Origin of the sequence: Bradyrhizobium sp. Ash2021, assembly GCF_031202265.1 — a bacterium.
GTDB lineage: Bacteria > Pseudomonadota > Alphaproteobacteria > Rhizobiales > Xanthobacteraceae > Bradyrhizobium.
The window spans coordinates 1944897-1966745 of record NZ_CP100604.1 but is presented as its reverse complement, the minus strand read 5'-3'; the positions used below and the strand labels follow the sequence as shown (position 1 = coordinate 1966745).

The following is a 21849-nucleotide window of genomic DNA, read 5'->3' as shown; positions in this document are numbered from 1 at the left end:
GGCGGCGCATGATGGCCTGAAAGCCCGGGCTCCCGCAAGACGCTGTGGCCTTTAGCTTACCTTGATAATTGCCTTAGCCGAATTCGCCTTGGCGGGCTGCGCCATCGCCCGCGCCAGCACTTGCGCCTCCTTTTTCAACATCTCGGCCAGTTCCACCTCGCGCCGCCGGATGCGGTCGCTGGAAGCGCCGATGCTCAGCGCCGCCACCACCTCGCCGGTATCGTCGCGGATCGGTACGCCGACCCCACCCATGCCGGGATAGGCGGCATCGATCAGCACGGTGTGGCCATGCTTGCGCGCCGCCACGATCCGCTCGCGCAAATATTTCGGGGTGATACGCGGCGATTTCGCCAGCCGCGGTACGATCACTTCGATGATCGCCTCGATCTCGGCATCTGGCAACCATACCATCAAGGCGAGGCTGCCGGCGCCGACACCGAGCGGCCTGCGGCTGCCGATCTGCAGGTAATTCGGCTGCAGCGGATGGCTGCCGACCGAACGCGCCAGATACAGCGCCTCGACACCGCTGCGCACCGACAACAGCGCGGTGTCGGCGGATTTCTCGGAAAGCCGCAGCAGGCTCGGCTGCGCCAGCTCGGCGATATCGACCGAACGCCGCGCGCCGACCGCCATCACTCGCGCCTCCTGCCCGAGTTCATAGGTCTTGGCGCCGGCGACGCGGCTCACAAAACCTTCCTCGATCAGGGAGGCAAGGATACGCAATGTCGTCGCCTTGTTGAGCGATGTGGCGTCGGCGATCTCGGTCAGGCGCAGCGGCGAACGTTGCGCCAGCACCCGCAGGATCGCGCACACTTTCTGGATCGCGTTGAACTTGTCGGGCTGGCCCGGCACGAGTTGCGGCTTCTTCTTGCCCGCTCTCGCTGGCGTCTGCACGGTGGACGCGTTCATGCCGCCCTGCCCTTGCGCATCGCGCTGGAAAAGCGCGGGCAGATTTCTTCCGCAAACCGCGTCATCAGCGGACTTGGCGTCGGGTAGTAGTCGATGAAATGATGTTCCAGCAGCCAGGCGGCGTCGTAGCCGAGCCGATGGCCCAGCGCGCAATCCGCCATCAGGTCGGGATAGAGTTGCTGGTCGGGCACGCCGGCCACGTCGGCCGCGGCCGCCTGAAATCCGAACCGAACGTCCTGCATCGATCGCCTCTCCACTACTCCCCTGATCCTAGAGAGAGCGGCGCGCGCGCGACAGAGCTTTATTTCGTCCAACGAAACTCCAAACCGAAATATTTACCGATATTGCGGCGCCCCCTGTTCACTTCTGCAATAATATTCCGCTAGGCGAAACCATCATCCGCGGACGTTCGCCGGATCGTGACCAGCGCACAGAGGCTCACGACGGCGCAGAACGTGAGGTAATATCCGGGCGCGAGGTCGCCGAACAAGGCAAAGCTTCCCATCCAGGTCATGGTCGCCGGCGCCATGCCGCCGAATATCGTGACACCGATGTTGTAACTCAAGCCCAGGCCGGTGGCGCGCGTTGCCGGCGGAAACAGTTCGGACATCAGCGCCGCGAGAGGCCCGAAGTAAATGGCCTTCATGGCGCCGAGGCAAAGCACGACCAGAAGGATCACCATCGGTGTCGGCGTTCTCGTCAATATCAGAAAGGCCGGAAAGACTGAAACCAGCAACAGCAGACAGAGCGCGATCATGTGAGTGGTGCGTCCGATGCGGTCCGAGATCATTCCTGCGATCGGCGGCAACAAGGTGACGGCAACGCCGGCGGCCAGCGCCGCCAGAAACCCGACCGACGGCGGCAGCTTCAGCGTTTTGACCACATAGGTCGGCATGTAGACGATCAAATAGTTGACCGACGTCGTCACCGCGATCGCGCCGATTCCGAGCAGCACACGAAGCTTTTGCTCTGCGAACACCTTAGCCACCACGGATTCGTGTTTGGCAGCCGGCGGCGCGGTCGCGTCATCGATATTGTTTCGGATGTAGATGCCGATCGGCCCAATCAGCACACCGAACAGGAAGGGAATGCGCCAGCCCCAGGATTGCAGGTCGGCGGGGCTCATCGCCGAGGTGAGCCAGGCGCCGAATCCCGACGCCAGCAATCCGCTCAGCCCCTGGCTCGCGAATTGCCAGCTTGCGACGAAGCCACGCCGGTGCGGCATATGCTCCACCAGAAACGCGGTCGAGCTTCCGAACTCGCCGCCGGCGGAAAAGCCCTGCACCAGACGCGCGAGGATGACCGCGATCGGTGCAAGAAGGCCGATGGTCGCGTAGGTCGGCATCAACGCCAGCGACAGCGTACCGAACGTCATCATGACGATCGAGACCATCAGCGACGCCTTGCGGCCGTAACGATCGGCATAGGCGCCAAGCATGACCCCACCGATCGGACGCGCCAGGTACGACAGTCCGAACGTGCCGAAGGTCAGCAGCAGCGACGTCGTCGGATCGTCATTCGGGAAGAAGGCTTTCGACACATAAATGGCAAAATAGCCGTAAACGGCGATGTCGTACCATTCCAGCGCGTTGCCGATCGAGGTGGCGACGATGAGTTTTGTAACGTCCTGTTGTTTCGGCACCGACGATACTTCACGCCCTTCGACCGCGGAAAACGCCATCTACAATCCCTTTCAGTGATGCTGGTCTGTTTCGCTCATGTCCTCCAGGACTTGGGCCAAGACTTGGGCCAAGACTTGGGCTAAGACTTGGGCTAAGACTTGGGCTAAGACTTGGGCGGCTTCTCACCCAAATCCCAGAACAGACCGGCCATGATGGCCAGCGCTTCCTCGGTGACGGGCAGCAGAATGTGTTCGTCCGGCGCGTGTTGCGAGCAGCCGGGATAGGAGTGCGGAATCCAGATCGTCGGCAGGCCGAGCCCTTCGGCAAAGACGCCGTTGGGCAGCGAGCCGCCGATATTCGGCAGGATCGCCGGCGCCTTTCCCGTGGTCTGCCGGATCGAGTTCGCCGCCCAGGTGACCCAGGGGCTGTCGAAATCGGTGCGCGACGCGCCAAACCGCTGCTGCCCGCTGACTTCCACCATCGGAAAGCCGCCTGCGTGCAGATGTGCCCGAACCGCGTCGACCACCTTTTCATATTCGGTGCCGACCACGAAGCGAAGCTGCAGGACGGCGCGCGCCACCCCCGGGATCGCGTTCGCCGGCTGCTCGATATTGCCCGATGACATCGCCAGCACTTCCAGCGTGTTCCAGGCATAGACGCGTTCGGCGGCGGACAGGCCATCCTCGCCCCAGTTCTCGGAAACCTGCGGCTCATCCGCCGTGGGCTCGACCTCCACATCGGCAAGTGCTGCACGGATCTGGTTCGAGATGCGCGGCGGCTTCATCACATCGAGCTTCATCCGCCCCCTGTGATCGACCAGCGAGGCGATGGCGTTTGCCAGGATGGTCGCGGGATTGGCGAGCAGGCCACCCCAATTGCCGGAATGATTGCCGCCTTCGCGCAGGTTCACGTCGAGATGGATTCGCACGCCGCCACGGCAGCCGAGGAAGACGGTGGGACGATCCGCCGTAAGCCGCGGACCGTCGGAAGCGAGCAACAGATCGGCCGCCAACTCATGATGCAGTGACTGACAGACCTGCGCCAGATCCGGCGAGCCGATCTCCTCGCTGGTCTCGATGATGAACTTGGCATTGAAGCCGAGCTTGCCGCCGCGGGCCTCGCGGACGGCGCGCAGCGCCGCCATGTTGATGCTGTGCTGACCCTTGTTGTCGGCGGTGCCCCGGCCATAGACGCGATCGCCTTTGGTCGTGGTCTGCCACGGATCAAGATTGTCGCGCCATTCGCCGACCATGCCGCCGACGACATCGCCATGGCCATAGGAGAGGACCGTCAACAACGAAGGATCCTCGCGATAGTCTGCCAGCAGATACGGGCCCTTGCCGATCGGCGACTCGATCACCCGGGTCGAAAACCCGAGCTCTTCAAATGCAGGCTGCAGTCCTTCCACGAGATAGGCGCGCAAGGGATCGCCCGGCAAAGGTTGCTGGCTCTGTGTCTGAAACCCGACCCTGCGGTTGAGCTCGGCAAGAAACTCTCCGGAGTGAAGATGCTGACGTGCACTTGCGATCGCGTCGTCTCTGGTCGCCATGGTATTCCCTCGCACTCTATATGAATCTGGTTCAGTCCCTATTATCGAGATATCAAGACCACCGGAAGTGCTGCTTCAGCAAATGGGTCTTGCCAAAATGCACGGGAATGCAACAATTCGCCGTTGGAAACGCCACTTATGAAAAAACAAATCCGGCTCAACGCCTTTGCCATGAACTGCGTGGCGCATCAGTCGCCCGGGCTCTGGACCCATCCGCGCGACCGCACCATCGACTACAACCGGCTGCCCTATTGGCTCGATCTGGCCAAAACGCTGGAGCGCGGCCGGTTCGACGGCCTGTTTCTCGCCGATGTGCTCGGCGTCTATGACGTATTCGGCGGTAGCCCGGATGCCGCGCTGCGCAACGCCACGCAGACGCCGGCGAACGAGCCTCTGATGCTGATCCCGGCGATGGCGGCGGTGACGCAAAATCTCGGCTTCGGCGTCACCAGCAATCTGTCGTTCGAACCGCCCTATCCGTTCGCGCGGCGGATGTCGACGCTGGATCATCTGACCGAGGGCCGGATCGGCTGGAACGTGGTGACCGGCTATCTCGACAGCGCCGCGCGCGGCGCCGGCAAGGACAAGCAGACCGCGCATGACGACCGCTACGAGATCGCCGACGAATATATGGAGCTGGTCTACAAGCTCTGGGAAGGCAGCTGGGAGGATGGCGCGGTGCTGCGCGATCGCGCGCGCGGCATTTTTGCCGATCCAGCCAAGGTGCACCGCATCGAGCACGAAGGGAACAACTATCGGCTCAATGCCATCCATCTGAGCGAGCCGTCGCCGCAGCGGACGCCGGTGCTGTATCAGGCCGGCACCTCGCCGCGCGGCCGGCAGTTCGCGGCCCAGCACGCCGAATGCGTTTTCATGTCGGGGCCGTCGGCAAAAATCATTGCGCCGCGCGTTTCCGGCATCCGCGAACTCGCCGCGAAGGTTGGCCGTAACCCCGCCGAGATTTTGATGTTCAGCATGATGACGATCATCCTTGGCCGCACCGAAGCCGAGGCAAAGGCGAAATACGCCGACTATCGGAGCCACATCAATCCCGAGGGCGCGCTGGCGCTGATGTCGGGCTGGACCGGCGTCGACTTCTCGAGCTACGACCTCGACCAGCAGGTCCGCCACGTCCAGAACGACGCCGGCCGCACTGCGCTGGACAACGTCACCCGCGCCGATCCGGACCGGGTCTGGACCGTGCGCGAGGTTGTCGAACATGTCGGCATCGGCGGCGCCGGACCGGTCGTGGTCGGCACGCCGGAAAAGGTCGCCGACGACATCGAGACCTGGTTCGAAGCGACCGACGTCGACGGCCTCAACGTCGCGTTTGCGACCTCGCCCGGCGATTTCGAAGATATCGCCGACATGCTGGTGCCGGAACTGACGCGGCGCGGGCGCTACAAGGATGCCTACACCAGCGGCACGCTGCGCGAAAAACTGTTCGGCGCCGGGCGCGCTCGGCTGACGGCGGAGCATCCGGCAAGCCAGTATCGGCCGCATGTGGCCGCGAAGGCGGCCGAGTAGAGTGTCTCCGTCATTCCGGGATGGTCCGAAGGACCAGACCCGGAATCTCGAGATTCCGGGTTCGATGCTTCGCATCGCCCCGGAATGACTGGGATCAATTGACCGCGTTATTGACCACCACCTCGATCAGCTTCGCGCCCGGGCGGCTGAACGCCGACTTCAGCACGGACTTCAGTTGTCCGGGATCGGTGACCTTGGTCGCCTCCAGCCCGAGCGATTTTGCGATCCCAGTAAAATCCACCGGCGGATCGATGAAATCCATGCCGACGTAATGGTCGTCGCCGTGGAACGCGAGCAGCCGCTGCTTGATGATGCGATAGCCGCCATTGTTGACGATGATGAAGGTCAGCGGCAGCTTGTGGTTGGCCGCGGTCCACAGCGACTGGATCGAATACATCGAACTGCCGTCGCCGGAATAGCACACCACCGGCCGGTCGGGATTGGCGAGGCTGACGCCGACCGAGGCCGGCAATCCCCAGCCGATGCCGCCGGAGGCCAGCGCGTGATAGCCGTAGCGGTCGCGATGCGGCCGCAGCGCCAGCATCTGGCGTGACGACGTCAGGCCTTCATCGACGAGGATGGCGTTATCAGGCATCGCCTCGACCACCTGCAACGACAGCCAGTCCGCATCGATCGGCGATCTATCGCTGGCCTTCGCGATCTGGTCGACCAGCATCCTGCGCTTCGCGGTCCAGTTCTTCGACGCCAGCGCGGCCAATCCCTGCTTGGCGCGCGTCTCGAGCGCGCCGCCGCCGGCCGCTTTCAAGGTCGGAACCAGCGCGCGCAGGGTCTCCTTTACGTCGGCCTTCAGCGCGATCTCGACGCCGTAATTCTTGGCGATATCCCAGTCGTCGAGGCCGATTTGCACGATACCCAGCCCGTCCGGCAACGGATCGATCTCGCTGTAAACCGACATCCGCAACGGATCGCCGCCGAGCGCGATGATGAGATCGTACGGCTGCAGCGCATCGCGGGCGATCTTCTGGACCCGCGCCAGCGCGCCCATGAAGCAGGGACTCTCGGACAGGAAGTGTGCGCCGTAAGGCGTGGAGGATTGATAGGCCGGGCAGCCCAGTGTCTCCGCAAGCTGGGCGGCCTCCTGCAGCGCGTCGCTCTTGACGATCTCGTCGCCGACAATGATCACCGGCCGCGCGGCTTTGAGGATGCGCGCGGCCAGCGCCTGCAGCGATTCATCCGAAGGTTTTACGCGGGTATCGACCCGGGTGGAGCGGCCGAGTTCGATGCCGGCTTCCGCGTTCAAAATGTCGCCCGGCAGCGAGATGAACACCGGCCCGGTCGGTGGCGTGGTTGCTATTTTGGCGGCGCGGCGCACGATCCGCGGCAAATCCTCCAGCCGCGTCACCTCGACCGCCCATTTCACCAGCGGCTCGGCCATCTGCAGCAGCGGCCCATACAGCACCGGCTCCATCAGCCCGTGGCCCTGCTCCTGCTGGCCGGCGGTCAGGATCATCGGCGTGCCCGTAAACTTCGCATTGAACAGCGAGCCCATCGCATTGCCAAGGCCGGGCGCGACGTGGACGTTGCAGGCGACGAGCTTCCCCGAGGCGCGGCTAAAGCCGTCGGCCATCGCCACGACCAGGCTTTCCTGCATCGCCATCACATAGGTGAGGTCGGGATGGTCCTTCAGCGCGTGCATGATCGGCAATTCGGTGGTGCCGGGATTGCCGAACAAATGCGTGATGCCTTCGTCCTTCAGCAAAGCAAGGAATGCCGAACGCCCGGTGATGCGATTTTTCATGTCCCCTCCTGCCCGCGGCCCGTTGACCTGCGGGATGAGGGCACATGATCAAACCTGCGCGGCCGAGGCAATGGACGACGGTCATGGCTGCCCTGCGCTGCCGAATTCCCCGACAATCGTGTCCCGGACGCGTGCGGACCAGCTGGCGCCACTAGAACATCCCCTCTTGATTGACGCGCTTCTTCTTTTTCGAGCGTTGCCAGACTACGCCCGGAAAACCTTTCAGCGGCACCAGCGGCTCGCCGGTATAGGCCCATTCCTGCAGCTCCTCGATCGCGATGTGATAGAGCGGCTGCCGGCCGGTGCGGCCCGAAAACAGCGCGCGCGGAATGTTCACCATATGCGGCGAGCGCGCGCGTTCGTAAAACAAGGGGGTGCCGCAATGCGTGCAGAAACTACGCACGGTCTTTGTCGCCTTGTCCTCGTAGCGCGTGATTTCGGCTTTGCCCCTGGTGATCCGAAATCGCTTGCGCCAACTTCCGACATAGGTCGCATAGGCAGCGCCGTGCGCGCGGCGGCTCGAGGCCGAATGATCGTGCCAGGCCCAGCGCGCGGGGACGTCGATCTCGAAGCCAACTTTGCCGCACAGGCATTGGCCTGACGCAATCCCCGCTGCTTTTGCCATTTGCGCTTTCTGTCTCAGCCGTCATTGCGAGGAGCGATAGCGACGAAGCAATCCATTCTTTCTTCGCTGATAGATGGATTGCTTCGCGGAGCCTGTCATCGGGCGCGCATTCGCGCGACCCGTTGGCTCGCAATGACGGTGGGGCTTCAGGCCTGCTCCAATTCATCATGCGCGGGATAGTCGGTGTAGCCGGCCTCCTCCCCGCCATAGAACGTCGCGCGGTTGTAGGGCGTCAGCGGATAGCCGCGCTGCAGGCGCCGCGGCAAATCCGGATTGGAAATGAAGATGCGGCCGAACGCGATCGCGTCGGCATGGCCTGCGGCGATCGCGGCTTCAGCCGTTTCTCCGGTAAAGCCGCCGGCGGTGATCAGCACGCCCTTCCAGATTGGCCGGAACAGCACCATCGCCGACGGCACGTTCTGATGGTTGACCTCGGCACGGCCGGCGCCGCTGGAACGCGGCTCGATGAAATGCAGGTAGGCCAGCCCGAGCGGATTGAGCGATTGGACGGCATGGGTGTAGAGCGGCATCGGGTCGCGTTCGCCGCTGCCGTTGGCCACGCCGTAGGGCGACAGCCGCACGCCGACGCGGTCGGCGCCCCAGACCTCGACCACGGCTTTTGTCACTTCCATCAAGAAGCGCGCGCGGTTCTCGATCGATCCGCCGTACTGGTCGGTGCGCAAATTGGTATGCGATTGTAAAAACTGCTCGATCAGATAGCCGTTGGCGCCGTGAACCTCGACGCCGTCGAACCCGGCCTTCAACGCGTTCTTCGCGGCTTGCCGGTAGGCGTCGATCACGCCGGGGATCTCGCTGGTCTCAAGCGCGCGCGGCGTCTCGTAAGGCACCGCCTTGCCGTCGGCCGTGCCGGTCTTCAAATCAGGAATCGCTACAGCTGACGGTGCGACCGGTAGCACGCCGCCGGGCTGGAACGAGGAATGCGACACCCGCCCGACATGCCAGAGCTGGAGCAAGATCACGCCGCCCCTGGCGTGGACGGCATCGACGACTTCCCGCCATCCCGCGATCTGCTGCTCGGTGTAGATGCCGGGGACGCCGGGGCTGCCGAAACCGGTGACCATCACCGGCGATGCTTCGGCAATGATCAGCCCGCCCGGCGTCGCGCGCTGGGCGTAATATTCGACGTTCAGGGGCCGCGGCGCCAGAGACGGCTTCGCCGCCCGCATCCGCGTCAGCGGCGCCATCACGAGACGATGCTTGAGCTGGTACGGGCCGATCTTGAGCGGTGAAAACAACGACGGAAAATTCATGCCTGCCCCGGATTTTCTTCTATGATCTGGATATGTAACCGGTTCATCTTGTTCGTGAAAGCCGTCAATGGCAAAGCCGGGGAACGAAGATCTCCTATGCCGGTTCATGCATGGTAGGTATGGCGCCAGCCCGATAGCTGCACCGCATAACTGTCCGGAGGAAATTCCATGCCCCATGCCGCGATGTCGTCCAATCATGTTGCCGTAATTACCGGAGGCGCGTCCGGCATCGGGCTCGCCGCCGCGAAGCGGTTCGCGCAGCTCGGCATGAAGGTCTGCATTGCCGATCTCGGCGCCGACCGGCTCAAGGAGGCCGCGACAAAACTGGCATCGGCCGCGCCAGGCGGCGCCGACAGCATCATGACCGCGACCGTCGACGTCAGCCGTTTCGACGAGGTCGCGGGACTGGAAGCCATGGTGCAAAAACGGTTCGGCGGTACCGACATCCTGATGAACAATGCTGGCATCGGCCCGGACAGCACCAGCTTTGGCCCGCTGGAGAACTGGCAGCGCATTCTTGCGGTCAATCTCTGGGGCGTCATCCATGGCACGCAGGTCTTTGCGCCTCACATGATCGAACGTGGCCGTCCCGGCCTCATCATCAACACCGGTTCCAAGCAGGGCATCACCACCCCGCCCGGCAATCCCGCCTACAATGTCTCCAAGGCCGGCGTGAAAGCCCTCACCGAGGCGCTGCAGCATGAATTGCGTAACATTGATGGCTGCAGGATCAGCGCGCATCTGATGATTCCCGGTCATGTCTTTACGGGTCTCACCTCGCGCGGCCGCACCGAAAAGCCTGCGGGCGCCTGGACCCCGGAGCAAACCGTGGACTTCATGATCACGCGCATCGACGCCGGGGATTTTTATATTCTTTGCCCCGACAACGACGTGCCGCGGCAACTCGACGAACGGCGCATGCTGTGGGCGGCCGGCGACATCATCGAAAACCGCCCGGCATTGTCGCGATGGCATCCGGATTATGCGGAGGCGTTTGCGAAATTTGTGAAGGGTTATTAGCTCGTCATTCCGGGGCGTGCGAAGCACGAGCCCGGAATCCATACTCACGATCGTGGCTATGGATTCCGGGCCTGCGCCAAGAGGCGCATCCCGGAATGACGTCGTTATGTTGAAATGGCTTCGCACAAAAATTTGCTTTGCAAACACAGCTTCGCGATCTCGCGGCTCAATCCGCCCGAGGTTTGTTGTTCACTCCCGCCCTCGGAAATCAGAGGGCGCAGGGAACGCCGGATGCGCGCTGCACCCGCGGTCTCGTGTGCAAACATGCACAAAAAAAACGCACACGAGCATACAGGTTCAGCGGAGGCAATCCGGCATTCCCTGCGCAATGGTTTTACGGCTTATAACGTGCTCTCCCCGGTGATCGGGCTTTCTTGTCACCGTCGCCTCGCGGATACTTCCGCAAAGCTTGACGCCGGCGTCGAGGCATCAGGACCACACGACTTCGCCGTCCGCATCGGCCGCGCTCGTCAGTCGCAGCTTCCACGTCCACCGCATCCCACCGCGCGTTTCGTGACGATCGCGAGCCGCCCCTCTTGTCGGGTGAGACGGGCGGAGAAACACCACTGATTTGCCCGACGCGACAAGCGGAATATTTTTTCGGAGGGGGCTGGACAGGTTTTTTTGATTTGCCCGACGGGCGCACTCAGACCGCAGACCGCCTGCGAAGCGTTCACGTCAGCCCGAGCAGCAGCGCCGTTCCGATCGGCGTTCCCCAGCCGGATACCGCGTCGAAACCTTTGGTGGCCTTAAAGCCCTTGTTCGGTCTCGGTCTGGTCGTGTTGTTACCGACGGTGACGTCATGGCAAACCAGTTGCCCCAGCGGACCACCGTGAGATGCCTGCTGGTAGAGCAGCCGCGCCAGAAAGCGCCGCCGTTGCCTGCGCGGAAGCAATGCGTTGACGCGCGCGATAAGCGCCGCCCACAACGGCGTCGACGCGCTGGTGCCGCCGCCGTAATCGTGCTTGCCTTTAAAGATCATGTCATATCCGGGCGATCCGGCGAGTGCTGCGACATCCGGCACCACGCGGCCGTTTTTGCTGTTCTTGTTCACTGATTTTATGTCGGTCTTTTGCCAACCGGGACGGTCAAAGGTGCTGCTGACCCCACCGCCTGTCGCGCCGCCAACCCCGCGGATGCGTTTACCCTTGCCCACGCGCCATACTTTTTCGACCGTTTTGCCGGACTTGTGGCCTATCATGGTCCCGCCGACCGCAAGGACGAACGGGCTTGAACCTGGGAAATCGACATGCGCCTGCATGTCGTTTTGCATATCGCCGGAACCGTCGTCGCCCGCGGCGCCACACACCGTGATACCCAGCATCGCAGCCTTGGTCAGCGCCTCGTTGATGGCATTCATCGCGGCCTTCGACCAGCCGCCTCCCTCTTCGGAGGCGCCCCAGCTGATGGACAAGACCACCGGCTTGTCGTCAATCGCACGATTGATGAGGTCGACCCATCCTTTCTGATGATCCCTCGCGAAGTAGACGGAAATGTCAGCCTTCGGGCACAGCCCCGCGATGATCTCGACGTCCATCATCACTTCGCCGGTCGAATCGAATTCGTCACGCTGCTTCGGCGGCTTCATCCGCTCGATTTGCGCCCTGGTGGGAACCGGCGCGTCGATCGAAATGGTTTTGACCTTGGGGACGGCTCGCTTGTATTTCTTGCAATACTTCGCGAGGTCTTCGGCAAAATAACCGCCGCCGAATTCGGCGACCGCGATCCTTTGACCGGCTGCATCGCCGGGAGGAAAGTGATAATGGCGCTCGATGTCGATCGGTTCGAACTTCCTCAAACGAAGCGCGCTCCTTGCCGCGGCCCTTGCAGGCCGCCGCCTTGCGACACGTCGCTGGCCAAATCCCAGTATCGCCTTCACGATTTTCCTCAGTGAGGGAGGCACCTTGTACTCGCCCTCGCGATCACGGAATTCGCCCTGCTCGGCGCTCTTGTACATTGCCAGACCTGGACGAAACGCAGCCTCCATCTGCGCGACGGTGCCGCTGACTTTGATGCAGCGTCCGGGGAGCGACACCTCCTCGATTTTCAGGCCCCGCTCGCGCAGCACCTGCGACACCTTGTCCGCGTCTCGTTTTGAGGCGCCATATCTGGCGTTGAACTCGCGGACGGACAGCGGACGGCTGGGGAGTTCGTCGGCACCGGGCAGCTGCGGCCCGCGAAGCATGATGGTGACCTCAACCGGCGATCCCGGGTCGGCAGGGCCCATTCTCCTGGCGCCCTTTGCCGGCGGGCGATAGCTGTCCCGGACCTTGACCGGGGCCTTCGCAGCGCGCGCCTTTGCCTTTGCGGCGCGGCCGCGCTTGGCGCTTGTCGCCTCCACCTTTCGACTGGAGGCTGATTTCGGCAGGGATCTGGTCCCCGCCCCTGCTTTCTTGCGCGATGCCATCCAGAGCCCCCTGCCCTCGACTCGCCTCTGAGTTGTAAGCTATCGTTCATCCCGGCGTGCCGTCAATTGTCGGCAGGCGCGCAGCCACAAAGAAAGCCCGCGGATCATTTGCCGCGGGGCTGGACTAGCGCGACGGCTGTGGCCGTCCTTCATTGATCCAAAGGTGTTTGAAAATGCGCTCCCTTTTTGCCCGCCTCCATCGACGATACGGCCAGCGGATGACCGGCGTGAAACGTCAAAGGCTCGTCAGCGCAAAAATGAACGAACCGTTGCACCACCCAAGCGTCGATGCGGAAGCCAAATCGCTGGCCTTAAGCACTACGCTACGTCCCACGGTCGCCATCGTCGGAGGAGGATTTGCCGGCTTGATGGCGGGATATGCATTAAGGCGCCACTGCCAGGTGACAGTGTTCGAAGCCCGCAGTCGCGTCGGAGGCCGGGTCTGGAGCAAGACCAAGTCCAGCGGCATCGTCGAAGCCGGCGGCGAACTCATCGGCTACAACCATCCCCTGTGGCTGAACCTCGCGAAAGACTTCCAGCTCGGACTTTCCGTCAATACATCCGACGACAACTTCGACGCTCTGGCGCTGAAGGCGCCGCTCTATCTCGGTGGCAAGGAGCCGTCGGAGAAAGAGCTGAAGCAGGTCTACCGGCAGATGCAAACCGCCATCAACCGGATCAGCAAGAAGGCCACCAAGGTCGATCCATACCAGCCATGGCTGGCCAAAAATGCGCAAGAGCTGGATGAGATGTCATTATCTGCCTGGTTCGACGAGTTGAATTGCTCGGACCTCACCAGGCTCGCACTCGAACAGCAGTTTTCGAACGACGCCGGCGTGCCGACCAGCCGGCAGAGCTTTCTCGCCAATCTCGCAGTCGTCGCCGGTGGCAGGCTCGGCGATCAACTCGATGCCTTTTTCATACAAAGCGAAGCCATGCGTTGTTCTGAGGGTAATGGCGCGCTGGCCGATCGTCTTGCCGCGGAGATCGAGAAGGCCGCCGGCGAGGTACGCCGCTGCACCCCGGTCGATTCCATCCTGATCAACGAGGAAGATGTGACGTTGGAGGTTCGCACGGGGCGTAGCGCCAAAGATCCGGACCAGGCGTGCATCTTTACCGAACTCGACAAGAAGCAAACGATCACGGCCGACTATACCGTGCTCGCCATTCCGCCGAGCCTCTGGCCGGCTGCCAAAGGACGCAAGATCACAGTCATGCCGAAATTGCCCCGCGCGTCCTATGTGACGATGGGCACGGTGGTGAAATATCTTAGTCCACTCAGGCAGCGTTTCTGGATCAGAGAAGGCCTCGCACCGACGTCAACGTCGAACCAGTTCGGAGTTACCTGGGAATCCACGGACAATCAGATCGCTCCGCCCGGAAGGGATGTCGGGCTCAGTCTGTTTGCCGGCGGCGCGGTCGCCCAAACGGCGCTGCGCAAATGGAGACATGGCGGACAGCGCGAAATCGACGATTTTTATGCGGCGAAGATCGGCGCGATATACGATGGCTATGTTTCCAACCGTTCAGAGCATCCGATGGAGTTCATGGCATGGCCCGACGACCCATGGACCGGCGCGGGCTACTCGTGCCCCGCGCCCGGCGAGGTTTGCCGGGCCGGGCCGCTGCTGCACGAGCCTTTCCACGAGCGCTTGTTCTTTGCCGGTGAGCACACCTGCTTCGCCTATTTCGGTTACATGGAAGGCGCATTGCAGTCCGGCCGAAGGGCTGCCTGCTCGATTCTCCACGCCGTCGGCCGGCAGCAAAAGCAGGCTGGCACCTCGGCAAGGCAGGTACGTGGTTCGGCTTCAAAGCGAACGCGCGCCGCGCGACGTTAAAGCGTTTCCTGCTTGTGGCCGCATTGCTTGCAGACGAATTTGACGCGGGTCGCGCCCTTTTCCGCCTGCAGGCGGTTGGGCGCGCCGCATTTGCCGCAGGTGGTCTCGATCCTCGTATTGCCCTGTTTCACGATCAGGGCTTTCTTTTCCATGGTCTCGCGGATCAGGCGCTCGGCCTCCTCGCGCATTTCTTGTTTCGACATCGGCCGCACCTGTCATGAAGAACGCTCGCTCTGCAGTATAGCATGCACATGTCAAATTGCTATTCCGTGTGCGTTCCGCACCGGGACGCGGCCCGGTTCGGCCGCCCCGGCAGCACGACGGCGTCGGCTCACGGGCGGCGATGCCGCTGTCCGACATCGGACATCCATACTGACAGAAGTGGCGCAAGCATTTCCGCATATGAACGGGATCACACTCACCGGTCATTTAAACTTGAACAGCAGGAATGTTGTCGAACCATCGCTGTTTTGTTAGCGTGCAAGTATTGCATTCTACTATCTCTGGTTTGAACCTGGCTGAAGCGGCATTTGCGGCGGCCGACAGCGATCCGAAGATGATCCAGCCGTCGTAACCATTGTCGATTCTGCAACCTGACCTGCAACTGTCCGGCTCTCTCAAAGCCCTTTGGAATTGTTGCGATTCCGAGTCCATTTTTAAATTGACTAACATCATGGGAGACGAGCATGAGTGCCCAACCTGCCAAAATCAGCAATGCGGTCGAGCTTCCCAACAGCGTCCATCAATTGCCGACCGGATCGAAAGCGATGCGCCGCACCAGCGAGCAGCGGTGGATCGAACTCACCGTCGGCGTTCGCCGCAGCCAGCAGTTGCCGGACCTGTCCAGTCTCGACGACAAGCTTCCGGGAGCGCGCACCTACATGACCCGCGATCAGCTCGCGAGCCAATACGGCGCGGACGAAAAATCCGTCGCGGCGATCGAGGCCTTTGCGAAGGCCAACAACCTCGTCGTCACCCACAAGGAGACGGTCTCGGCCCGGATGGGCCTTGCCGGCACCGTTGCCGATGTCAGCAAGGCCTTTGGCGTCACGCTGTTCGACTACTCGCATCCGAAGCTTGGTGACTTTCACGCCCGCACCGGGCCGGTGCACGTGCCGCCGGAGGTCGCCGACGCGATCACCGGCGTCTTCGGCCTGAACAATCATCGCGTCCTGCGGCGTACGTTGCAATCGCGCACGGTGGAGGCAAGCGCCGCCCACGCCGCGAGGGCCTGGTTCATCCCGACCGAACTCGCCGACATCTATAATTTCCCCGCTGGAGGCGCCCAGCAGCAATGCATCGGCCTGCTCGAGTTCGGGGGCGGCGTCGACACCGGCGACCTCACCAGCTATTTCCAGACGATCCAGCAACCGGCCCCCGACGTGCAAATCGTCGCGGTCGACGGCGTTTCGACCGATCCGGGCTCCGACCCCAACTCGACCGGCGAAGTCATGCTCGACGTCGACGTTGCCGGGGCGCTGGCCAACGGCGCGAAGATCGTCACCTATTTCGGGACGTTCGACGAGAAGGGACTGGTCGACGTGCTGGCCAAGGTGGTCAGCGATTCCGCAAACGACCCTTCGGTGATCTCGATCAGCTGGGGTTGGGACGAGAACGAGAACTTCAACAACAGCGGCGTCATCTGGTCGCCGGCCGCGATCGCGCACTGCAACGCGAGTTTCCTGGCTGCGGCGCATCTCGGCATCACGGTGTGCGTCTCCACCGGGGACGACGGCGCGGAGGCACAGATGCAGGACGGCCGCGCGCATGTGAACTATCCGGCGACCAGTCCCTATGTCCTTGCGGTCGGAGGAACGACGCTTCATGTCCGCAAGAACGCGAGCGGCACCAAACAGATCACCGAGACGGTGTGGAACGATCGCGGAGGCGGCACCGGCGGCGGCGTCAGCGACATCACGCCGGTCCCGGCCTGGCAGAATGGCAAGGTGGTCAAATCGATCAACCCCGGACATTTCGCGGGCCGGGCAATTCCCGACGTCGCGGCCGATGCCGATCCTGCGACCGGCTATCTGACGAAGTCGAACGGCAAGCTCACGGTGGTCGGGGGCACCAGCGCTTCCGCGCCGCTCTGGGCCAGCCTGATCGCACGCATCAACGCGACCATGGGCAAGCGGGTCGGCAACTTCAACGCGCTGCTCTACAGCAAATTCGGTCCGAACAACGTGCTGCGCGACATCACCGCCGGCAACAATGACGTGGAAGGGCTGCTGAACGGCCAGTACCCGGCAGGCCAGGGATGGGATGCGTGCACCGGTTGGGGCTCGCCGGACGGCAAGAAGCTGCTGGCCGCGTTCCAGGGCAACCCGACGAGCTGAAGCGTTTTCGAACGGGGGATGTCAGGCGGTTACGAACCGGCCGTGCGCGCAAGTGCCGGCCGGTTCGGCTTTGCGGCCTGTCATCGGCCTGAGACCATCCTGATTGATGACTTCAGGTACGGCGCAAATCGTCCCCGGTTCAACCGACCGGGCGTTGCTGCGTCAGCATACCCGCAAAAATCTTCGCAAAAGTGTGAGCATCGCCCGGCCATCTGGCCGACAGGTAATTGCGATCGCGAACGACAAAGGCCGGCGTCGCGTTGTCGAGGGTGTCACGCTCAAGGCCGGACGTCTTGCGGCGAAAGTGCGGATCGGTCCGCGACACGTCGCAAAAATCTTCCGCGCGGGCCAGCGCGCGCGTTACTTCCTGCTGCACCGACATAAAGCCCTTCGGCTGCCCGGCCTGCTCCAGATAGGTGCGGTAATAATCCGGATCCCAGAACCGGGTGATCCGCGCCACCGACCAGGCGCTGTTCTCGAACGCCCAGGTCAGCGCGGTGGTCCGATATCCCCGCAGCACCGACTGCCCGGTCCGCTTCGAGCGGCTGCGCGCCGCCAGCAGCACGCCGTGGCAGATCGCCGCCACCGGCTTTGCCGCATCGAAGCAATCGGCGACGATGTTCTGCAGGATTTCGCTTTCGAGATATTCGCGCATGCCGCGCGCGCGATGCCCGCCGGGCAGCAGCAGCGCATCGTATTCAGCGGGATCGATCGCATCCCAGCGCCGTGGCGCCAGATAATTCGGGTCCGCGATCATTGCAGCGTAAGCGTTGCGCGCGTCGCGGTTGGCCCGCATCAGAAGCCCGACCAGGGGAAGATTCCGCAACAGCGGAATGGCGCCCCAGGGATCGAGGCCCCGCCCCGTCAGCATCATGTCGTCGGCGGCCGCGGGCCGTCCATCCGGCGTCGCGAAAACGACCGTATGTCCGGCGCGCGCGAGCACGAGCCAGCTCACCGCCGCCTCGCTTGGATCGAAATCCCGCGCCGGTAAGGGTACAAGGACGCGCGCCGCCATGGTTGCCTCCTTGGAAGGTGTCAGCCTCTCACACTGTCAGCACCGTCGATCCCGTGGTCTTGCGTGCGCCGAGATCGGCATGGGCCTTGGCCGCGTCCTTTAGCGGATAGGTCTGGTGCACCTCGATCTTGACCGCGCCCGACTTCACCACCTCGAACAGCTCGCCCGCCATGGCGACGAGGTTTTCACGCTTGGCGGCGTAGGTGTTGAGCGTCGGGCGAGTGACATAGAGCGATCCCTTCTGCGCCAACAGGCCGAGGTTGAGCGGATCGACGTTGCCGGAGGACGCGCCAAACAGCGCGGCGACGCCGAGCGGCGCGAGACAATCGAGCGATTTCAGAAACGTGTCCTTGCCGACGGAATCATAGACCACGGGCACCTTCTTGCCGCCGGTGATCTCGTCGACACGTTTGACGAAATCCTCGCGCGTGTAGACGATGGTGTGGGCGCAGCCATGCGCCTTGGCGAGCTTTGCTTTTTCATCGCTGCCGACGGTGCCGATCACGGTGGCGCCGAGATGTTTGGCCCACTGGCCGAGGATCAGGCCGACGCCGCCGGCGGCGGCGTGCAGCAAAATGGTGTCGCCGGCCTTCACGCGATAGGTCTGGCGGATCAGATATTGCGTGGTCAGGCCCTTCAGCATCATCGCGGCCGCGGTCTTGTCGTCGATGCCGTCGGGCAGTTTCAACAGGCGATCGGCCGGGATCAGCCGCGCTTCGGCATAGGCGCCCATCGGGGCTGCACCATAGCAAATGCGGTCGCCGGGCTTGAGATCGGTGACGCCGGGGCCTACTTCCTCGACCACGCCGGCCGCCTCGCCGCCGAGCCCGCTCGGCAGTTGCACCGGATACACGCCGGAGCGGTTGTAGATGTCGACAAAGTTCAGCCCGACCGCGGTGTGGCGGATGCGCGCCTCGCCCGGCCCGGGCTTGCCGAGGGCTACTTCCTCCCAGACCAGAACTTCGGGGCCGCCGGTCTGATGAAAACGGATGGCGTGCGTCATGGAATGGCTCCTTCAGGTGAGGTGAACGACAGGGAAAATTGTTGCGGCGGCTCTAGGTCTCGACGATGACGTAATTGTCCTCGACATGGACCGGAAAGGTCTCGGCGACATACGGGCCCTTTTCGAGCCCCTCTGCCAGCACTTCGCCGCTCTCGACCGCGACCGGATACGACCTCACCTTGACCCGCTGCGGATCGAACCAGGATTGGCCATTGCGCATGTCGAATTCCCAGCCGTGCCAGGGACAGCGCAGCAATTCACCGACGCGCGAGCGCTGGTAGACGCCGGGCTCCGGCGAGGTCAGCCGCGCCACGCACGCCGCCTTCGCCAGCGGCGCGCCTTCGTGCGGGCAGCGATTGAGCAGCGCAAAGAATTCGCCGTTGACGTGGAAGATGACGATGTCGCGTCCTTCCACGCCGAACACCTTGTTGCCGCCAAGCGGGATATCTGAGGTGCGGGCGACGATGTGCCGGGTCATGTACTCACGGTTCTTGTTTGACGCGTTCTAGAACTTGTACACCGCGCGGGCGTTGCTGCTGAAGATCTTTTGCCGCTCGATCTCCGTCAGCGGCGTCTTGAAGGCAAAGCGCGGATCGTCGAAGTCCCAATGCGGGTAATCCGACGAGAACAGCAGGCGATCGACGCCGACCCATTCGATCAGCGAGCGCAGGTGTTTTGCTTCATCCGGCTCGTCGATCGGCTGGGTCGTGAACCAGAAATGCTCCTTCACATATTCCGACGGGCGCCGCTTGAGGTGCGGCACCTCGCTGCGGAAGCGGTCGAAATGCCGATCCATCCGCCACATCGTCGACGGGATCCAGCCGAAGCCGCCCTCGATGAACACGATCTTGAGTTTCGGGAAACGCTCCGGAACGCCTTCGAGGACGAGACTGGTGAGCATCGACCCCATTGTATGCGCATTGGACTGATGCTCCTCGCAATAATAGGACGGCCAGCCGCCGCCGGTCGGCGCGTGCCCGCCATAGCCGCCGACGTGAATGCCGAGAGGCAGGCCGAGCGCCTGCGCGCGTTCGTAGATCGGCCAATAGCGCCGGCGGCCGAGCGGCTCGTTGGCGCGCGGGCAGACGTTGATCTGTACATAACGCCCGGTTTTTGCGCAGCGCTCGATCTCGGCGATCGCGAACTCCGTGTCGTCCTGCCCGGCGAGGATCGAGGCCTTCAGTCGGGGATCGCGGTCGGACCAGAATGCCAGCTGCCAGTCGTTGATGGCGCGCTGGATCGCGGCGCCGAATTCGAGGTTTTGCTGCGAGAAGATGAAGAGGTCGAGCACCTGCAAAATGCCGAATTCGACATCGAGCGGATCGAGGTGCTGCTTCTGCATGAAGGCGAGATCGGAGCCGGGCGGCCCGCCGGTCGGCGGCCAGGCGTCGCGCCGCGCAATCAGAGGCGAGGAGCGCGGATAGGGCGTGGTGCCGATATAGGGCGTGCGCAGATGGCTGCCATATTCCTTCAGATGCTCCTGCCAGCGTTTCGACATGAACTGATGCAGGTCAGTGTGCGAATGCAGGCTCGGATGCACGTCGCAATCGATGATCCGCACCCGGCTTTTGGCGGCGACTTCCTGCTCGAGAATGGGGCGGTCGATGACATCACTCATGCGATCCTCCTTTTATTCCGGATCATGATCTCTTCGGAAAACCGGTATCCACTTTTCCGGATCATGATCTATTACGAGTCAAGCTTGAGCCGCGGAAAGGTTTCCAGCGGGTTTTCTTCACACATGCGCGAGGCGATACTCTTCGGCAGATACGGCGGCATCGGGTCGTCGCCGTCGAACTGCCAGTGCGGATAATCCGACGCGAACAAGAACATCTTGTCGGAGCCGATCTGCTCGATGATGTCAGCGACGCCGGCAGCATCCGGCGGGCCGTCGAACGGCTGCATGGTGACACGGATGTGATCGCGCATGATCGAGGCCGGCTCGCGCTCGACCCAGGGCACCTCGACGCGCACGCCGCGCCAGGTCTTGTTGGCGCGCCACATGAAGGCCGGCAGCCAGCTCACGCCGGATTCCATCAGCACCACTTTCAACCCCGGGAATTTGCCGAACACGCCCTCATAGATCAGGCTCAAGACTTGCGCCTGGAACGCCTGTGCTTCCGCGAGATAATATTCGTAGCGATAGGACGGCCAGCCGATCGAGCTCGGCGCGCCCCAGTACTGGCTGCCGGCATGGATCGCGATCGGCAGTTTGTATTTCTCGGCCACCTGATACACCGGCCAAAAATGCCGCCGTCCGAGTAGCGTCTCGCCTTGCGACAGCACCAGCACGGAGACGAAGCGCTCATCGGCGGCGCGGCGCTCGATTTCCTCAACCGCGAGATCCGGCGCCTGCATCGGCACCACGATCGAGGCGCGCAATCTTGCATCCTTCGCCAGCCATTCGGCCGCGATCCAGTCGTTGATCGCCTTGCAGAAGCCGGCCGCCATATAGGGATCGAACACCGCCTGCGCGCCGTAGACCACATTGCAGATCGCGTGGCTCGAACCGAGCTGGTCGAACGCGCCGCGCTGCACCATCGCGAGATCGCTGCCGGGCTTGCCCTCGGCGGGCCGCCAGTCGGGCCGGCCGGAAAGCGGCATCGAGGGCGGATAGGAGTTGAGGTCGAGGCCGTCGATCGCGCGGCTGACCACCTGCTCTTTCCAGTGGTCGTCGAGATAGGGCAACAGCGTAGTGCGGGTGCCACCCACCGCGGGATGAATATCGCAGTCGATCCGCGTCGCCGCCATGGAGGGTTCCTCAAGACTTTGTTTTTGGCGAACGATGTGTCGCAGGCGCAAATGTGCCGCCGATGGTTGGCAAGAGCAAGGGTCTAACTGCGGAGCCGGTCTGTCCGGACGGTACACCGGCGCGGCCTTCGCCTGGTTTCGGAACCGATATTTCGGGATTGCGTGTGATATCCCTCACTATTTTGGATTGCGCCGCATGCTATCGACGGCAATCCCG

General features: G+C 62.9%; 18 protein-coding genes. 4 read left to right on the top strand and 14 right to left on the bottom strand.

What is annotated here, in order from left to right; translation table 11 throughout:
• Positions 1-51 precede the first annotated feature (51 nt).
• From NL528_RS09440 to NL528_RS09425, 4 genes are all read right to left on the bottom strand, one after another.
• Positions 52-909 carry an IclR family transcriptional regulator gene (locus NL528_RS09440; RefSeq protein ID WP_309182425.1) on the bottom strand — a complete coding sequence of 286 codons (858 nt, stop codon included), beginning with the start codon at positions 907-909 and terminating at the stop codon, positions 52-54.
• The gene (locus NL528_RS09435; protein ID WP_309182424.1) at positions 906-1151 is read right to left on the bottom strand and encodes a hypothetical protein; all 246 of its coding nucleotides are present in this window, start codon (positions 1149-1151) and stop codon (positions 906-908) included. Before NL528_RS09435 ends, NL528_RS09440 begins: the two co-directional genes overlap by 4 nt.
• 140 nt (positions 1152-1291) lie before the next feature.
• Positions 1292-2590, bottom strand: coding sequence for an MFS transporter (locus NL528_RS09430; RefSeq protein WP_309182423.1), 1299 nt, complete (start codon positions 2588-2590; stop codon positions 1292-1294).
• Positions 2591-2694: 104 nt separating this feature from the next.
• On the bottom strand, positions 2695-4080 hold the full coding sequence (locus tag NL528_RS09425) for a M20 family metallopeptidase (protein WP_309182422.1): 1386 nt from the start codon (positions 4078-4080) through the stop codon (positions 2695-2697).
• Positions 4081-4218: 138 nt separating this feature from the next.
• Between NL528_RS09425 and NL528_RS09420 the strand changes: the two genes are divergently transcribed.
• Positions 4219-5607, top strand: a complete 1389-nt coding sequence (locus NL528_RS09420) for an LLM class flavin-dependent oxidoreductase (protein WP_309182421.1) — start codon at positions 4219-4221, stop codon at positions 5605-5607.
• Positions 5608-5701: 94 nt separating this feature from the next.
• Here NL528_RS09420 and NL528_RS09415 read toward each other — a convergent pair whose 3' ends face one another.
• The 3 genes from NL528_RS09415 to NL528_RS09405 all read right to left on the bottom strand — a co-directional run bounded on the left by NL528_RS09415 (position 5702) and on the right by NL528_RS09405 (position 9262).
• On the bottom strand, positions 5702-7366 hold the full coding sequence (locus NL528_RS09415; protein WP_309182420.1) for a thiamine pyrophosphate-binding protein: 1665 nt from the start codon (positions 7364-7366) through the stop codon (positions 5702-5704).
• A 151-nt stretch (positions 7367-7517) separates the two neighbouring features.
• Positions 7518-7991 (bottom strand): GFA family protein, encoded by a 474-nt coding sequence (locus NL528_RS09410; protein WP_309182419.1) that lies wholly within the window; start codon positions 7989-7991, stop codon positions 7518-7520.
• A 146-nt stretch (positions 7992-8137) separates the two neighbouring features.
• Complete coding sequence (locus tag NL528_RS09405) at positions 8138-9262, bottom strand: alkene reductase (protein ID WP_309182418.1); 1125 nt, start codon at positions 9260-9262, stop codon at positions 8138-8140.
• Positions 9263-9430: 168 nt separating this feature from the next.
• Between NL528_RS09405 and NL528_RS09400 the strand changes: the two genes are divergently transcribed.
• Positions 9431-10282: an SDR family NAD(P)-dependent oxidoreductase gene (locus tag NL528_RS09400; protein ID WP_309182417.1), complete on the top strand. Its 852-nt coding sequence runs from the start codon at positions 9431-9433 to the stop codon at positions 10280-10282.
• Between the two features lie 673 nt (positions 10283-10955).
• Here NL528_RS09400 and NL528_RS09395 read toward each other — a convergent pair.
• Positions 10956-12689: a S53 family peptidase gene (locus tag NL528_RS09395; RefSeq protein WP_309182415.1), complete on the bottom strand. Its 1734-nt coding sequence runs from the start codon at positions 12687-12689 to the stop codon at positions 10956-10958.
• 227 nt (positions 12690-12916) lie between these two features.
• Between NL528_RS09395 and NL528_RS09390 the strand changes: the two genes are divergently transcribed.
• Complete coding sequence (locus tag NL528_RS09390) at positions 12917-14527, top strand: NAD(P)/FAD-dependent oxidoreductase (RefSeq protein ID WP_309182414.1); 1611 nt, start codon at positions 12917-12919, stop codon at positions 14525-14527.
• Here NL528_RS09390 and NL528_RS09385 read toward each other — a convergent pair.
• Positions 14524-14730 carry a zinc ribbon domain-containing protein gene (locus tag NL528_RS09385; protein WP_309182413.1) on the bottom strand — a complete coding sequence of 69 codons (207 nt, stop codon included), beginning with the start codon at positions 14728-14730 and terminating at the stop codon, positions 14524-14526. The genes NL528_RS09390 and NL528_RS09385 overlap by 4 nt on opposite strands.
• Before the next feature lie 483 nt (positions 14731-15213).
• Between NL528_RS09385 and NL528_RS09380 the strand changes: the two genes are divergently transcribed.
• Entirely contained in the window at positions 15214-16863 is a 1650-nt protein-coding gene (locus NL528_RS09380; RefSeq protein WP_309182412.1) for a S53 family peptidase, read from the top strand.
• A 139-nt stretch (positions 16864-17002) separates the two neighbouring features.
• Here NL528_RS09380 and NL528_RS09375 read toward each other — a convergent pair whose 3' ends face one another.
• The 5 genes from NL528_RS09375 to NL528_RS09355 all read right to left on the bottom strand — a co-directional run bounded on the left by NL528_RS09375 (position 17003) and on the right by NL528_RS09355 (position 21632).
• A complete protein-coding gene (locus NL528_RS09375) occupies positions 17003-17878 on the bottom strand; it encodes a type 1 glutamine amidotransferase domain-containing protein (protein WP_309182410.1) in 876 nt (291 codons plus the stop codon).
• A gap of 28 nt (positions 17879-17906) precedes the next feature.
• Complete coding sequence (locus NL528_RS09370; protein WP_309182409.1) at positions 17907-18881, bottom strand: quinone oxidoreductase; 975 nt, start codon at positions 18879-18881, stop codon at positions 17907-17909.
• Between the two features lie 52 nt (positions 18882-18933).
• Entirely contained in the window at positions 18934-19359 is a 426-nt protein-coding gene (locus NL528_RS09365; RefSeq protein ID WP_309182408.1) for a Rieske (2Fe-2S) protein, read from the bottom strand.
• A gap of 27 nt (positions 19360-19386) precedes the next feature.
• Positions 19387-20499 carry an amidohydrolase family protein gene (locus NL528_RS09360; protein ID WP_309182407.1) on the bottom strand — a complete coding sequence of 371 codons (1113 nt, stop codon included), beginning with the start codon at positions 20497-20499 and terminating at the stop codon, positions 19387-19389.
• Between the two features lie 71 nt (positions 20500-20570).
• Positions 20571-21632, bottom strand: a complete 1062-nt coding sequence (locus tag NL528_RS09355) for an amidohydrolase family protein (RefSeq protein WP_309182406.1) — start codon at positions 21630-21632, stop codon at positions 20571-20573.
• Between the last annotated feature and the right edge of the window lie 217 nt (positions 21633-21849).

Coding starts and splice junctions, on each gene's coding strand:
- NL528_RS09425 (WP_309182422.1), bottom strand. CDS start 4,080: ATGGCGACCAGAGACGACGCGATCGCAAGTGCACGTCAGCATCTTCAC.
- NL528_RS09415 (WP_309182420.1), bottom strand. CDS start 7,366: ATGAAAAATCGCATCACCGGGCGTTCGGCATTCCTTGCTTTGCTGAAG.
- NL528_RS09380 (WP_309182412.1), top strand. CDS start 15,214: ATGAGTGCCCAACCTGCCAAAATCAGCAATGCGGTCGAGCTTCCCAAC.
- NL528_RS09430 (WP_309182423.1), bottom strand. CDS start 2,590: ATGGCGTTTTCCGCGGTCGAAGGGCGTGAAGTATCGTCGGTGCCGAAA.
- NL528_RS09370 (WP_309182409.1), bottom strand. CDS start 18,881: ATGACGCACGCCATCCGTTTTCATCAGACCGGCGGCCCCGAAGTTCTG.
- NL528_RS09365 (WP_309182408.1), bottom strand. CDS start 19,359: ATGACCCGGCACATCGTCGCCCGCACCTCAGATATCCCGCTTGGCGGC.
- NL528_RS09395 (WP_309182415.1), bottom strand. CDS start 12,689: ATGGCATCGCGCAAGAAAGCAGGGGCGGGGACCAGATCCCTGCCGAAA.
- NL528_RS09355 (WP_309182406.1), bottom strand. CDS start 21,632: ATGGCGGCGACGCGGATCGACTGCGATATTCATCCCGCGGTGGGTGGC.
- NL528_RS09405 (WP_309182418.1), bottom strand. CDS start 9,262: ATGAATTTTCCGTCGTTGTTTTCACCGCTCAAGATCGGCCCGTACCAG.
- NL528_RS09360 (WP_309182407.1), bottom strand. CDS start 20,499: ATGAGTGATGTCATCGACCGCCCCATTCTCGAGCAGGAAGTCGCCGCC.
- NL528_RS09410 (WP_309182419.1), bottom strand. CDS start 7,991: ATGGCAAAAGCAGCGGGGATTGCGTCAGGCCAATGCCTGTGCGGCAAA.
- NL528_RS09375 (WP_309182410.1), bottom strand. CDS start 17,878: ATGGCGGCGCGCGTCCTTGTACCCTTACCGGCGCGGGATTTCGATCCA.
- NL528_RS09435 (WP_309182424.1), bottom strand. CDS start 1,151: ATGCAGGACGTTCGGTTCGGATTTCAGGCGGCCGCGGCCGACGTGGCC.
- NL528_RS09385 (WP_309182413.1), bottom strand. CDS start 14,730: ATGTCGAAACAAGAAATGCGCGAGGAGGCCGAGCGCCTGATCCGCGAG.
- NL528_RS09440 (WP_309182425.1), bottom strand. CDS start 909: ATGAACGCGTCCACCGTGCAGACGCCAGCGAGAGCGGGCAAGAAGAAG.
- NL528_RS09420 (WP_309182421.1), top strand. CDS start 4,219: ATGAAAAAACAAATCCGGCTCAACGCCTTTGCCATGAACTGCGTGGCG.
- NL528_RS09400 (WP_309182417.1), top strand. CDS start 9,431: ATGCCCCATGCCGCGATGTCGTCCAATCATGTTGCCGTAATTACCGGA.